The sequence below is a fragment of the Thalassotalea piscium genome, from assembly GCF_030295935.1.
Lineage (GTDB): Bacteria > Pseudomonadota > Gammaproteobacteria > Enterobacterales > Alteromonadaceae > Thalassotalea_B > Thalassotalea_B piscium.
In genome coordinates, this window is record NZ_AP027362.1 from 2,316,021 (window position 1) to 2,331,083 (window position 15,063).

The window sequence follows — 15,063 nt, forward strand, 5'->3', positions numbered from 1 at the left end:
CATAGTAAAAATTGCCTAATCACTAGAGACTGTTTAACCTTCATTTTAGCCTTGGCTATAGGTAACTTTAAAATAACAATGGAATAACATGACTCCCGACATATTTATCAGCAAACTTTATCGCGATGCTTCATTTATCCCTCTAGAAGAATTTTCTAGTTGGGCACTAGATCTGCTTAGACAAGTCATTCATTTTGATGCTGCAATTTGGGGCACTGGCCATATATCTTCTCAGCAATTTCACACTCAAACAACACTTGACGTACCGCCAGAAATTTTTGAAAAATTAAGAAAAACAGTCGCTATTAATCCAATTTTTAAACAATTAATGTTAAATGAAGGCCTAGCAGTAGATATGCGAGAAATATTAACTGATGAGGAGTTTTATCAATCTTCACTATATTTAGATTGCTTTAAGCCCTATGAAATAGAACGAATATTAAGTTCTATTGATATTGAATTTCGCAGCGGTATATTTACATTATTAACTCTTTATAGGTTTGATAGGAATGCTACCTTTTCCTACGAGGAAAAACGGTTGCATAACCAATTACTTTTTCATTTACGCTGTGCTTTATCTCATAAACAGTTTATCACGTTAAATGAAAACACATTAGATGCCAAAAATGACAATAAATGTGCACTATGCGATCGCGAGGGTATATACCATAACGTAACATCTAGCTTTTTAGATGTACTAGAAGCTCACTTACCTAATTCAGCTAAGCAGCAGTTTCCGTTAACAATGACAGATTTAAGTAACGACTTTACTATTGCAAACCTGCAATTTAAGCGTGAGTCTTTCGGCGAGTTATTTAAATTAACTGTACGAGTAAAAAATCAACTTGATGAATTAACACAAAGAGAAAGAGAAGTAGTTGAGGGAATATGCAAAGGTAGTACTTTCAAACAAATTGCTAAAAGTTTAAATTTATCTCCTTCTACCGTCTCAAACCATTTATATCGTATCTACTCTAAACTTGGGATCAATAAGCGCAGCGACTTAGTGGCACTAGTAAGTAAATCTGAACCGGCACAATAGTACTCGGTTACTTAAAGCTAAGAAAACGTAAAGATTAATTCAAGAAAATAACAAAATAAGCCGAACCAACTGAACAAGTTCAGTTTGCTGCTTTGAATATTCAGTTTTATTTATTCTGTAAATACGTAGATTTGAAATAAAGAGTTGGCACAGTGGACGGGACTCGAACCCGCGCCCCCCGGCGTGACAGGCCGCTGAGTTTTAAATAAGCCAAACCAACTGAACAAGTTCAGTTTGCTGCTTTGACTATTTAGTTTTATTAATTCTGTAAATACGTAGATTTAAAATAAAGAGTTGGCACAGTGGACGGGACTCGAACCCGCGCCCCCCGGCGTGACAGGCCGCTGAATTTTAAATAAGCCAAACCAACTGAACAAGTTCAGTTTGCTGCTTTGACTATTCAGTTTTATTTATTCTGTAAATACGTAGATTTGAAATAAAGAGTTGGCACAGTGGACGGGACTCGAACCCGCGACCCCCGGCGTGACAGGCCGCTGAATTTTAAATAAGCCAAACCAACTGAACAAGTTCAGTTTGCTGCTTTGAATATTCAGTTTTATTTATTCTGTAAATACGTAGATTTGAAATAAAGAGTTGGCACAGTGGACGGGACTCAAACCCGCGACCCCCGGCGTGACAGGCCGCTGAATTTTAAATAAGCCAAACCAACTGAACAAGTTCAGTTTGCTGCTTTGACTATTTAGTTTTATTAATTCTATAAATACGTAGATTTAAAATAAAGAGTTGGCACAGTGGACGGGACTCGAACCCGCGCCCCCCGGCGTGACAGGCCGCTGAATTTTAAATAAGCCAAACCAACTGAATAAGTTCAGTTTGCTGCTTTGAATATTTAGTTTTATTAATTCTGTAAATACGTAGATTTGAAATAAAGAGTTGGCACAGTGGACGGGACTCGAACCCGCGCCCCCCGGCGTGACAGGCTGCTGAATTTTAAATAAGCCAAACCAACTGAACAAGTTCAGTTTGCTGCTTTGAATATTTAGTTTTATTAATTCTGTAAATACGTAGATTTGAAATAAAGAGTTGGCACAGTGGACGGGACTCGAACCCGCGACCCCCGGCGTGACAGGCTGCTGAATTTTAAATAAGCCAAACCAACTGAACAAGTTCAGTTTGCTGCTTTGAATATTTAGTTTTATTAATTCTGTAAATACGTAGATTTGAAATAAAGAGTTGGCGGAGTGGACGGGACTCGAACCCGCGACCCCCGGCGTGACAGGCCGGTATTCTAACCAACTGAACTACCACTCCGCACAGTGCTTGTAAACAAGCGAGGTTGTGAGTATTTTTAAAGGCTCCCCTTTTAAGTATAAATACTATATTACTTTGAAATTAGTGGCGGAGTGGACGGGACTCGAACCCGCGACCCCCGGCGTGACAGGCCGGTATTCTAACCAACTGAACTACCACTCCGCTATAACCTAATCTCATGCATCAACTTGTTGTATATCTATTGGCGGAGTGGACGGGACTCGAACCCGCGACCCCCGGCGTGACAGGCCGGTATTCTAACCAACTGAACTACCACTCCGCAGAGATATACATTGTAGAATAAAGTGGCGGAGTGGACGGGACTCGAACCCGCGACCCCCGGCGTGACAGGCCGGTATTCTAACCAACTGAACTACCACTCCACACGTTTTATTCTACGCCCAACAACAAGTCGTTGAATGCGGCGGGAATAATACGGTTAACAGGCCAGTGCGTCAACCACTTTTTTGTATTCTTTTTACTGTATGAGTGTTTGCTGAGCAATACGATGAAAAACACAGCAAAAACACACTGATTATTACTTACTCTCTTTGCTTTTTTTACGGCGAATAATAATAAACACAGTTATTGCAGCTAGAATAATGACTAAGTTTACAATGATTGCGATCATTATATTCATTTCTTTTTTAGCTGCTTGCTCTTGTTCATGCTTTAATTTTGCGAGGGCTAATTCTTCTTGAAGTTTTTTAACAGAAGCTTCTTTTATCGCAAGTGCTGTTTCCACTGTATTTTCAGCGTCATTGGTTTCGCCATCTCCTGATAGGTTGCCAATGCGCACTCCCCCCTTACGCTCTACATTGAAAGTAAACTCAGGTATTACTAAACGAAATTCTCGACCATCAATTGTTTCACCAAAAGCATTAATATTTAAACGATGAATACCAGGTTCGGTAAAAGCAATTTTTTTCACCCGCTTCGTACCCTGCCCTTCAGTTATAGACAAAGGGTCAGCCTGTTTATCTGGATATGTAATCTTTCCTTGAAAAATCATACTATCGGGATCAACATAGGTGCCATCGATATTAAAGTTTATTTTATGGTATTCGTTTTTGTTAACTGTTTTATCGACAGTAATTTTCACAGGAACAGGACGTAATATAACCGGCTTTTGTCTTAGTTCTCTCTCTGCCATTGGCATTTTCACACGATAAATAGGTACCCACTCACCAGCTGCAAAATTTAATTCAAATTCTGCAGTAAAAATCCCATCTTTAGCATGCTCATCAAGTTCATAGCCATCGTCTCTGAACGAGCCAATTTCTATTGGTTTTGCACCAAAGTTATCAAAGTTAGAATTATTAGTACTATAAAAATCAATGTCTAAGTCGATTACATCATCAAAACGAGGGTCATCAATTGCTTTTTCTCGATTATATAGGCGCGCAAAAACTTTTAAGGTTTCACCTGACAACAACGTTTCAGGAAGTGGCTCGACTTCAATTCTCACCTCTGTTATTACCATTATTTTACTATCGGGTGAAATATCACCTACAGCTTGCCATGGCCCTATCATCGGGTTTTTCATACGTATTAAGTCATAAGTTCGATCGTCAAACCATTCAACTTCATCTTTAGGGTAGTTATTAATTTTAAGTTTACTACCGTCAGGACGAATAAGAATTACCGGTTGACTACCCGTTGCTCGGTAAAATAACAAGGTCACTTCTTCTAATTGAGCATCTATACGAAATCGATTATCTAATAGGGCAATTTGATTAGTAACATCATCATTTTTGTAATATTCAATTTCTGTTAACTCTTGCTGCGCCATTACATAGTAACTTTGTATAATAACAAGTAAGATAAATAAATAACGGCTACAGCAACCTAACTTTGCCATTAATTTTGCCATAAAGGCTCGCTCCCTTTTTCTGCCAGTATGGCAAGACGTTTTTGATGTGCAATCTCTTCATCGGCAGTTGCATAGATAACCTTTAATTTACTTCTCACCTCATCTAAACGTCTTATTGCATTAGCATCAGTGCCTTCTTTATGTCCATCGCCAGCAGTTAAGTCTAAAGCCGACTGTTTACGTGTCATTTCTACATAGACAAAAGCTAGTAACTGAGCATCAATTAATGCACCGTGATAGGTACGATCTATTAATTTATCTACTTTATAAAACCGAGCTAAATAATCGAGTGTTTTAGGTGAGCCAAATTCATCCTTTGCTACTTGTAGCGTATCAGTTATTGTACAAATTTCTTCTGTCATCGGTAGGCCGTTAATCATTGAAAACTCATGATTCATAAAGCCAACATCAAACTTTGCATTATGTATAACTAACTCTGCGCCTTTAATAAAATCGATAAACTCTCGCGCTACTTGATTAAATTGAGGCTTATCACGAAGAAATTCATCAGTTAAACCATGTATGTTAATGACTTCTTGTTCCATCACCATTTGCATACCGTTTTGCATAGGTTTGATATATGCGTGGTAAGTACGCCCTGTTAATTGTCGATTGATCATTTCAACACAACCTATTTCAACAATGCGGTGCCCTTCTCTTGGATTAATACCCGTTGTTTCAGTATCAAGAATAATCAGTCGATGTTCTTGTAGCTCTTCACTCATTATAATTACCCTTCTTTAATCTGTTGAAATAATAGCACTTAATCTGGCAGTTTTTCTGGAAACTCTTCAACATTAATTTTAATTCGTGTATTGGAATAAAGCACAATTAGCGCAATAACAACAAATACACCATAAATAATAATTAATGGTAAAGCATATAGAATATCGTAGAAATAGGCCGCTAAATTAACAAGCCAATCAAAACATAAGGCTACGGCAAAAAAATGTCTTATATTGTACCAACATTTCTTTATCCAGTTAGGCGCATCAGGTCTTCTTAAACTTATAATTAACAAAACGAATAGGCCTATTATTCCCGAAATAAGACTGGTATAAAATAATATAGGCTCAGGGTAAACCCACTCAATTACGCTAACACGATCTTTAAAGTTCGTTATCGACATAATCCATACAATGTAGCCTCGTAGAATAATGAGTAATAACAAATAAAAAATTTTAGATAACTTTACGCAATCAAATTGATCAAAGTCACTTGGTAAATAATGGGCAAAACGATGTTTGTTATTCATTTTAAATGTTATTTTTTCTACCGTTTCGCTCACTTTCAAGTATTTTTTGCCCCTCTGTAATAGCTTTAACGGCTTTAGAGCGAAACTCTCGATTAAACAAGGTATGTACGACAAACAAGCTCACAAAAATCAGTAAAAAGGGATGAAAAAACCATAAAACAACCGCAATAGAAAAATAAAAAGCACGCAGACCATAATTATATGAATGGGCTGCTTGATCTTGAACTATCGCCATTTGATAAGCATATTTTTGGTGACTTTCTTCAGGCCCATTTTGACTGTAAGGAGCTGCACCAATCATCACATTTAAAAAGCCATATTGACGCATCGACCAGGTAAAGTGAAAAAATGCCATAACAAAAATAACAACCAATACACCAAGCTTAACTTGGATGATGCCATGATCAGGATATGCCGTAAAAGGGATAGTCGCGAGTACTTGTTCTAGTCTATCTACTTGTGAAAATAACGTTAATACCCCTGCTAAAACCAGCAAGGTTGTTGAGGCAAAAAAAGCAATATTACGTTCTAAGTTTGCAAGTAACCCTGCTTCTACCATCCTTAAGTCACGCTCCATTGTTTCATACATCCAATGAATTCTGTGCTGATGTAAGCAACGTGCAATACAGTCGTCTGTTTTAGCTCGTTTTTTTGCAAACCATGTATAGCCTGTCCAACTAAAAACAAAGACAATTAAAGCAAATAAATCAAAGTAATAATTATTCATAGCCAATCAAGTTGCAGTTATTATAGTGCAAGTATGCATTAGTATGCTTATTTATTCGAGAACAATTTCTTTAAATTATTGTGAAATTTTAAAGTGAACTTATTGATTTACATTAGATAATATCCACCTAAGGCTCTAAATTTTAATTTATATTACTAAATACTTTGCAATATAAATTAACAATGAATATCAATTAGTTAAAGTGGGTGAAGTTGTGTATATTATTCAACATTAATAAGTTATTGCTAAATACAGCCAAGCGGATACAAAGTTATTGTTTCCAACAAGTAAGCAAAACGCAGTAGCTCAATCCAATAAAGGTCATTGGTGTTGTAGCATATTTATATATTAAAGAAAAAAACGCCTTAATGTAAAAATACAGCTAATCTTATTGTATTGGTCAGTCATCGTGTTTTCTTTGACTCATATTCACATAGCGATATTATGTCTCAAATTTATTTTGTCCAAAAGATACCTAAGGGCTATTAATGAAAAATAGCAATATATCGATAGCCTTCGCTTTATTATGCTTTCCTCTTTATTTTATGTTGAATAATGCTTTTGCTAATTCGCATGTTAAAAACACCTCTAAAATTGAAATACCTCGCGTTGAAGGTCAAATTACAATAGATGCTAAAATTTCAGAGCCGCAATGGCGTAATGCCAAAAAGGTACTGATTAATAACATCACTCGACCTCATAATAATATACCAAGTAGCATTAACACAGAGGCCTTGTTAATGGAAGATGGTAATACTTTATACATTGCTTTCTTCGCGCAAGATCCTGAGCCTGAAAAAATACGCGCTTTTTATAAAGATCGCGATAAGGTTTGGGGAGACGATATCGTTGGTATAAAAATAGACACTTTTAATGATCAACGCAGTGCTTATCGGTTTTTGGTTAACCCTCTTGGTGTAAAAATTGATGGTGTTGAAAACGAAGTCACCCAAAGAGAAAGCGATGCATGGGATGGAATATGGGATGCTGCAGGTGAAATTACCTGCAACGGTTATGTGGTAGAAATAGCCCTTCCTTTGAGTATTTTGAACTTTACCGAAAAATCTACGCCGCAAGACTGGGGGATTGAATTAGTTCGCTTTTATCCTAGAGAAGAATCGTTAAGAATTTCTAACATCACAATAGATCGCGATAATAGCTGTGAGCTTTGTCAGCTTGCCACAGCTACAGGCTTCTCAGGAGCCAAACAAGGTAGCAACTTGATCGTTGCACCTTCGTTAGTTACGGGTAAAAGCCAAGAAAGATCTGCGAATGATAGCCAGTGGATCAATACAACTAATACCGAAGCTAGCTTAGATTTACGCTGGGGTATAACACCTGATGTTTTACTTAATGCCACCATAAACCCAGACTTTTCAACGATAGAAACAGACAGCTCCCAGCTTAATATTAACAATACCTTTGCTTTATTTTTTCAAGAAAAACGGGCGTTTTTTTTAGATAATGCTGATTACTTCGACTCAAATTACGACTTAATTTATACCAGAAATATTAATGCACCTAATTATGGAGCAAAACTAACAGGACGGAAAAACAACCACTCATTTGGATTGTTTGTTACCGATGATGACAGTACCAATATTTTAATTCCCGGAAACCGAGCGTCATCAGTAGCTGAAATAGAAGGCGAATCTAAAGCCTCTGCGCTACGCTATCGTTATAATTATAATAAAAACATTACACTAGGATGGATTTCAACATTAAGAACTGCAACAGATTATCAAAACCAAGTACATGGTATTGATGCAAGAGTACGCTTGGGTACTTATGATGTTATAAAGTTCCAAAGCTTATATTCAGATACTGAATACCCAAGCACACTCTTTGAACAGTTTTGTAACGCGGATAATCCTGACGATTGCTTAAATGCGAATAATACGGAGTGTGAATTTGGCAATTGTGATTTTAATGAAAAAGTTCTCCGAACACTTAACAGCGATGGTTTCAGCGGAAATGCAATAAGAGCTGGATACTACCATAACGACAGTGATTGGTACTATCGGGTAACTTATGACCGCCAAAATGCAGGTTTTAGAGGGGATTTAGGCTTTATATCACGAGTAGATCATAATAAATTTTCAATTGGCGGCGACCGTAAATGGTACGCACAACCAGGTGATTGGTGGAGTCAATTTAAAATATATTCAGACTGGGATATTATAAAAAATGACAATAACGAATTAATTGAAAAAGAATTTGATATAAATGCCCGCCTAACTGCTAGCCACAATACCAACGTCAGACTAGCTTATAGCTATAGAGATAAAGTTGGTAGCCGCCACGATAAAAGTAATTTAGCTATCGACGGTAATACCACGTTATTTACTGAAAAAAATACTTCATTATTCGCTGAAGTCAGACCTACGTTAGGCTTTATCATTGGTGCTGATGTTAGCACTGGCGATTCAATTGATTACAGTAATAATCGTTTAGGTAAAAGTAAACGCTTTCAATCAAATATGACTTGGAACCTAAACCAACATATTGAAATAAAACTAAAACATACATTTAGTAAGCTCGATGCAGATCAACAAAACGTATTTATTGCGCGATTAACAGATTTACGCGCAGTGTATCAATTTAATGTACAAAGCTTCATTCGATTTAGTGTAATCTATAATAATACACATCGTAACGTAGGTAACTATCTCTATATTGCCCCTGAAGACTTAATGTCTCACAGTAAAGCGCTTTCAACTGAACTGTTATATGCCTATAAAATCAACTCGCAAACCGTATTTTATCTAGGTTATTCTGATAGTCATGACGCTGAGCAACACTTTAGTGATCTCGAGCAAAACCAACGAAGTATTTTTACCAAGTTTAGTTATGCATGGGTACAATAATTACTATTTCACCACAGCACGATTGATGTACACGCATAAAAATATCACCATAAAGTTCAACTTTATGCTTTTACATCAATCAATTATTGGTTGTATTAATGACACTAATTTGACACAATTTAACCGAAAAGGAATTGTAATTCGCATTACATAATAAAAATAATAAACAAAAAGTAGAAAAAGTTATGCTCAAAATAAGGAATAGTTACGCCTTTTTTGTAACTGTAGTATTCACACTCACAAGCCCTCTTTTAACCGCTCAAGAGGCTTCCAACAGTATCCAATCACTCTCAATACCCTATAGTAAAAATACCGCTATTATAGATGGAGAATTAAACGATCCAATTTGGGATGAAGCCAACACTGTCGAACTCAATATTGTCAATTACCCTTGGAATAACGTATCAAGCCCCGTAAAAACTACGGCTAAAATCGTTGAGAATGGCGAATTTTTGTATGTTTCTTTTGTTGCACAAGACCCTAACCCTGAAAATATTCAAGCCTCTTTAGGTGATAGGGATACTAAGTGGGGAGACGACTTAGTTGTTGTGAAACTTGACACCTTTAATACCCGTCGACTTAATTATCAATTTATGGTCAATCCTTTTGGTGTTCAAATTGACGAAATAAATAATGAAATGACGGGTGAGGCTAACTCTTCATGGGATGCGATTTGGCAGTCTTATGGAAAAATTACTGAACAGGGATATCAAGTTGAACTGGCGATTCCTTACCGTATTCTTAATTTTTCAGATAATGATGAAATTAAAACATGGGCAATAGAACTAATTAGATTATACCCTCGTGACACTCGTCTGCGTATTTCACATATACCTTTAGACCGAGATAATGACTGTTGGTTATGTCAAATACCAGAAGCAAAGGGTTTTAAAAACGCTAAAGCGGGCAAAAAGCTCATGTTAACACCTGCTCTTGTCGCTCAAAAAGATCAATACAGAGATGTTTATGACAGCTCCAACGATTGGCACAGCGATAGTGATATTGAAGCAGGCTTAGACCTACGCTGGGGTATCAATTCAAATACGTTATTAAATGCCACTATAAACCCAGACTTTTCAACCGTAGAATCTGACGCGGGTCAGTTGAGCATTAATAAAACCTTCTCACTTTATTACGAAGAGAAACGCCAGTTTTTTACTGAAAATTCAGATTATTTTAGTTCAAATTATAATTTGGTTTATAGCCGTAATATTGCAGATCCTGATTATGGTGCCAAACTTACTGGTAGCAAAGACAAACACAGCTATGGTGTTTTTATAACAAATGATACTGAAACCAACTTTATTATTCCTGGCAACACTCAATCGCGCATTGCTTCATTAAATACAGAGAGTCACTCAGGGGCAATTAAATATCGCTTTGATGCCAATGAAGACTTGTCTATTGGCGCTATTAGCACGCTCAGAACTGCCGACAATTATCATAACTATGTCTTTGGTTTCGATGGTAAGTACAAATTTGATGACTCAAATAGCATCCTCGCACAATGGTTAAGTTCAGATACAAAGCATGAGGGAAACTTTCAAGATCAGGCATTAAAGCTTAACTTTATCCACAGCTCAGAATATTGGGGTATTAAAGCTGAGCATCAAGATATAGGCCAAGACTTTAGAGCTGACTTAGGTTACATGCCTTATGCTGATTATCAGTTAGACAGTATTTTAGTTGATCGCTTTTTTTATGGTGAATCAGATAGCATTTGGCAGGAAGCAAAACTCTCAGGCCAGTGGCAAATTAAACATAGTGATAAGGGCGAATTACTTGAAAAAAGCCTAGCCACTAGCTTTGGAATTGATGGCCCGCTACTTTCCTACGTTGACATTATGTTAACTCATGCAGAAAAAGTAGGTTTGCGCTATGACCCAAGCAAAACCGCTATTGATGGCAACACGACCTTATTTACTGAAAATCAAGCAGTCTTTCATCTTGATATACAGCCTAGCAATAAATTATATAGCTCTGTAGATATCACATTAGGTGATAAAATTGACTACGATAATAACCGCTTGGGTGACTATAAAGAAATAAGTGCTAATATCGCCTATAACGCAACTAAGCACCTTGAAATAGATTTTTACCAAACTTACGGCAGTTTAGAGGCTGACAGCGCTAATGTATATCGAGCCTCACTCTCAGAGCTAAGGCTAAGTTATCAATTTGATGTTCGCAGTTATTTAAAACTTAACCTTGTTTATAGTGATATTGAAAGAAATCCAAATAACAACCCGATGGTAGACGTTTCAGCAACTAATAATGATCTATCAGCTCAGTTAATTTACGCGTACAAAATTAACCCTCAAACGGTATTTTTCTTAGGGTATTCTGACTTTAGTTATCAAGATGATGACTTGTTCAGTCTCGAACGTGCAGAGCGCACCTTTTTCACTAAAGTCAGTTACGCTTGGTTACCTTAAGCTATTTAAAATAAAGAGTAATGTAATGAAAACCATTGGATTGTTAGGGGGAATGAGCTGGGAGTCTACTGTTAGCTATTACCAACTGCTCAATCAAAGTGTTAACAAAAAGCTCGGTGGATTACATTCAGCTAAAATTATTTTAAACAGCGTAAACTTTGATGAAATAGAAAAGCTACAGCGCCAAGGTGATTGGGCACAAACGGCAAAAATATTATCTAAAGCAGCTCAAGCTGTAGAAGCTAGTGGCGCTGACTTTTTAATTATTTGTACCAATACTATGCATAAAGTGTTTGACACTATTAGTAATAGTGTTTCAATTCCTTTAATACATATAGCCGATGCAACCGCAGTTGAATTACAGCAACAAAATATCACTAAAGTCGGTTTGCTAGGAACAAAGTTCACTATGGAGCAGGACTTTTATAAAGGTCGCCTAAAAGATAAATTTGCAATTGATGTTATTGTGCCTAATGAAGTAGACCAACAAATGATTCATCAAGTGATTTATCAAGAATTATGTCTTGGAAAAATAAACGACTCATCTAAAGTACAATACCTTAATATTATTAACCGCTTACACCAACAAGGTGCACAAGCAATAATTTTAGGTTGTACTGAAATAGCATTATTAATTGATCAGAAAGACACTGAAGTATTGTTATTTAATACAACAGCTATTCACGCGCAAGCTGCGGCTGAATTTGCAATGTTGCAGTAAGATCAACACTCCTAGTAAAGTAAGATGCCCGTGTCGTCATTTCGACAGTTTATGGGAGTGTTTCGACGGCCATTCACATAAATTAACACCTAAATGTTAACATGTTAGTCCTAAAACAAGGTGCGTGTATTGTACGCACATACGGGTAACCCGGTAAAAGTGTCTTTGACTGCGGCGACACGAACATCTAACTAAAGTATAGTTATAGATTACAAAAAGGGGGTAATAAATTGCTTATTTCCAGCATAAATGACCTACAATTTAGCTAACATATTGTTTACTCGATTAATGTTTATTCTTGTTGATTGTTTTTTTATTATCGATTACAGCAGTTGATGATATTTTATCATGTATACATTGGCGATTAGCATCCCAATAAATTTGCAAAAAACCTAATAAACCTGTTGCAAGCCCTGCACCATACCCGCCATAACGGCCAAAACTCTCCCGCACTGTTAATGGAGATCCATCAAGCTGAATAACGCTTAGTTGCATTATGCGCTTACCTAAGGTTTGCCCGTTCCATACAGAAGTAAGTACCGAAAAATATAAAGCTGCCCAACCAAAACTCAAACCAAGATCCTTTATAACTCCTTTAAACCAGTCAAGCCCTTCATAAAATGTTTGATGGGTTTCTTTATCTTGAGGAGCAACCTGATTCGAAACATCGGGTTGCAATGCATTAGCACGTTTTCTTGGTGGCGCTAGCGGAAGACCAAATAACGATTTATCTACTTCAAAAGCAAATGAGGTTAGTATTTTTCGTGTTTCTTTTTTACTTAACCTGAACTCGGGATAATGGATGTGCGCAAAAAACAGAAAAAGTAATATTTTACAATGCGTTAAATTATTTCTTTACAAGTTCTATGTGCATTTTTAATACCAATGCTATAAGTTTTGTGCGAATCAAGGCTGATTTGTATAACTAATAGTCGGCTATTAGTAGCAAATTAACGGTTTTTTAGTTCCAGACAAAAACCAAGTACTTACGTCCATGCAGGCAACGCAGATACGCGCAAAAATCGTAGCTTTGGTGTATTTAGCTTATTCCGAATTCAGGTTACTTAAATAAGTAGGGTTATTTATGGCCATGGTTGATTTATTAGCCATTGGGATTAAATTTCAACAATTATGATTAAGAAAGGCTCTACTTATTCCATTATTGCATATAAGATATAACGAAATATCACTTCTTTTTATTTCAATACACGCTACTCTTACACTGTATTTATAACAAACTTATGATCCGAGTTAGCTAAAATTAAAAGAATAACGTCACTAATTTGCATCACCATACCGAAAGGAAATGAACATGCCAAATATTTTTCAAGATAATTCAACAACTATTGGAAATACACCACTAGTTAAATTAAACCGAGTAACAACAGGTAATGTGTTTGCTAAAGTAGAAGCAAGAAATCCTAGCTTTAGTGTTAAATGTAGAATTGGCGCTAATATGATTTGGGATGCTGAAAAACGCGGCCTATTAACTGAAGGTAAAGAAATCGTTGAGCCTACCAGTGGCAACACAGGTATTGCCTTAGCTTTTGTTGCTGCAGCTCGCGGGTATGCAATAACACTTACTATGCCTTCAACAATGAGTTTAGAGCGTAGAAAATTATTATCAGCATTAGGCGCAAAGCTAGAACTAACTGAAGGCGCTAAAGGTATGGGCGGTGCAATTGCCAAGGCACAAGAAATAAAAAACTCAGATCCAAATAAATATGTTCTTTTAGGTCAATTTGATAATCCTGCCAACCCTGAAATTCATGAAAAGACTACAGGTCCTGAAATATGGGAAGATACTAAAGGCGATGTCGACATTTTTGTTGCTGGTGTAGGCACTGGCGGTACAATTACTGGTGTAAGTCGATACCTTAAAAAAGTAGCAGATAAAACAATTATCTCTGTTGCAGTTGAGCCAACAGATTCACCTGTTATCAGCCAAAAAATGGCAGGACAAGAATTAACACCAGGCCCGCATAAGATCCAAGGTATAGGTGCTGGTTTTATTCCTGGCAATTTAGATCTTTCAGTCATTGATGCAGTTGAGCAAGTATCTAATGAAGATGCTATGGCAATGACTCACCGATTAATGAAAGAAGAAGGTATTTTAGCAGGAATTTCATCAGGCGCTGCTGTTGTTGCTGCAATTCGCTTAGCTGAAAAAGCAGAAAACAAAGACAAAAACGTAGTAGTGATCTTACCAAGTTCAGCCGAGCGGTATTTATCAAGTCCGTTATTTGGCGAAACGTTTTCTGAAAAAGAATTAGTGCAGTAGTTATTTAGAAAGCGGAACAAAATAGTTGAATTTGGGCGCTTAGGCGCCCTTTTTATTGCCAAACCATAGAAATTAATCAGGTACTTAGGGTATGATGAAACTAAGTTTTTAGGAAAAATGAAATATCATGCGCCAATATTTAGCTATATTACTTATACCGTTACTTTTATTATTATCTGCCTGCGGAAATAATGAAGATGAAATATCGGAAATTGAAAACCCAGAAAAAGTGGCTGTCGCTTTTTTTGAAGCATTATATAATGAAAAAAACGCAAAAAAAGCAGCATCGGTTTGCTCTCCGCGGTTAGCTCGTATTGTAATGCACTACAAGTCGCCTAGCGCAATAGCCCGCCATCTTTTTAACATGTCTTACGATAATGTAGAAATTAGACCTGATGATAGTGGTGTAAAAGTAAGGGAGCAATTTAAAGATGCTGCGGTTATCACAGTATATTTTGATGGTTATTATCAGAATGATCGTATTAAAGAAGTTAAGCGACTTTCATTAGTTCAAATCAATGATAAGTGGGTTATAGATAAAATATTAAAAGACCCGTTTTAATATTTATACCAAAGGCATTATTAATTTC

Annotated in this window: 11 protein-coding genes and 4 tRNA genes; 6 read left to right on the forward strand and 9 right to left on the reverse strand. The window is 36.6% G+C overall.

The window, feature by feature from the left end; genetic code table 11:
• The first annotated feature begins 88 nt into the window (after positions 1 to 88).
• Positions 89 to 1,042, forward strand: coding sequence for a response regulator transcription factor (locus QUD79_RS10080; RefSeq protein WP_184423152.1), 954 nt, complete (start codon positions 89 to 91; stop codon positions 1,040 to 1,042).
• A 1,195-nt stretch (positions 1,043 to 2,237) separates the two neighbouring features.
• On the opposite strand, the gene QUD79_RS10085 is transcribed toward QUD79_RS10080, so the two are convergent.
• From QUD79_RS10085 to QUD79_RS10120, 8 genes are all read right to left on the reverse strand, one after another.
• Positions 2,238 to 2,314: transfer RNA gene (locus QUD79_RS10085), tRNA-Asp, on the reverse strand.
• A gap of 85 nt (positions 2,315 to 2,399) precedes the next feature.
• Positions 2,400 to 2,476 (reverse strand) — tRNA-Asp (locus QUD79_RS10090).
• A 41-nt stretch (positions 2,477 to 2,517) separates the two neighbouring features.
• Positions 2,518 to 2,594: transfer RNA gene (locus tag QUD79_RS10095), tRNA-Asp, on the reverse strand.
• A gap of 26 nt (positions 2,595 to 2,620) precedes the next feature.
• Positions 2,621 to 2,697: transfer RNA gene (locus tag QUD79_RS10100), tRNA-Asp, on the reverse strand.
• Positions 2,698 to 2,852: 155 nt separating this feature from the next.
• Complete coding sequence (locus tag QUD79_RS10105; RefSeq protein WP_184423150.1) at positions 2,853 to 4,187, reverse strand: TIGR03503 family protein; 1,335 nt, start codon at positions 4,185 to 4,187, stop codon at positions 2,853 to 2,855.
• A complete protein-coding gene (dnaQ, locus tag QUD79_RS10110; protein ID WP_184423148.1) occupies positions 4,175 to 4,912 on the reverse strand; it encodes a DNA polymerase III subunit epsilon in 738 nt (245 codons plus the stop codon). The genes QUD79_RS10105 and dnaQ overlap by 13 nt, the downstream gene beginning before the upstream one ends.
• A 38-nt stretch (positions 4,913 to 4,950) precedes the next feature.
• Positions 4,951 to 5,442, reverse strand: coding sequence for a DUF2919 family protein (locus QUD79_RS10115; protein ID WP_184423147.1), 492 nt, complete (start codon positions 5,440 to 5,442; stop codon positions 4,951 to 4,953).
• Between the two features lies 1 nt (position 5,443).
• Complete coding sequence (locus tag QUD79_RS10120; protein WP_184423145.1) at positions 5,444 to 6,169, reverse strand: DUF599 domain-containing protein; 726 nt, start codon at positions 6,167 to 6,169, stop codon at positions 5,444 to 5,446.
• A 488-nt stretch (positions 6,170 to 6,657) separates the two neighbouring features.
• Here QUD79_RS10120 and QUD79_RS10125 point away from each other — a divergent pair, with 488 nt between their 5' ends.
• From QUD79_RS10125 to QUD79_RS10135, 3 genes are all read left to right on the forward strand, one after another.
• On the forward strand, positions 6,658 to 9,036 hold the full coding sequence (locus tag QUD79_RS10125; RefSeq protein ID WP_184423143.1) for a carbohydrate binding family 9 domain-containing protein: 2,379 nt from the start codon (positions 6,658 to 6,660) through the stop codon (positions 9,034 to 9,036).
• A gap of 185 nt (positions 9,037 to 9,221) precedes the next feature.
• The gene (locus QUD79_RS10130) at positions 9,222 to 11,471 is read left to right on the forward strand and encodes a carbohydrate binding family 9 domain-containing protein (protein WP_184423141.1); all 2,250 of its coding nucleotides are present in this window, start codon (positions 9,222 to 9,224) and stop codon (positions 11,469 to 11,471) included.
• A gap of 25 nt (positions 11,472 to 11,496) precedes the next feature.
• On the forward strand, positions 11,497 to 12,192 hold the full coding sequence (locus QUD79_RS10135) for an aspartate/glutamate racemase family protein (protein ID WP_184423139.1): 696 nt from the start codon (positions 11,497 to 11,499) through the stop codon (positions 12,190 to 12,192).
• Between the two features lie 285 nt (positions 12,193 to 12,477).
• Here QUD79_RS10135 and QUD79_RS10140 read toward each other — a convergent pair whose 3' ends face one another.
• Positions 12,478 to 12,870 (reverse strand): RDD family protein, encoded by a 393-nt coding sequence (locus tag QUD79_RS10140; protein ID WP_246454891.1) that lies wholly within the window; start codon positions 12,868 to 12,870, stop codon positions 12,478 to 12,480.
• Between the two features lie 634 nt (positions 12,871 to 13,504).
• Here QUD79_RS10140 and cysK point away from each other — a divergent pair.
• Together cysK and QUD79_RS10150 are read left to right on the forward strand one after the other, a co-directional pair.
• Positions 13,505 to 14,473 carry a cysteine synthase A gene (gene cysK / locus QUD79_RS10145; RefSeq protein ID WP_184423137.1) on the forward strand — a complete coding sequence of 323 codons (969 nt, stop codon included), beginning with the start codon at positions 13,505 to 13,507 and terminating at the stop codon, positions 14,471 to 14,473.
• Between the two features lie 127 nt (positions 14,474 to 14,600).
• The gene (locus QUD79_RS10150; protein WP_184423135.1) at positions 14,601 to 15,035 is read left to right on the forward strand and encodes a hypothetical protein; all 435 of its coding nucleotides are present in this window, start codon (positions 14,601 to 14,603) and stop codon (positions 15,033 to 15,035) included.
• Positions 15,036 to 15,063: the final 28 nt, after the last annotated feature.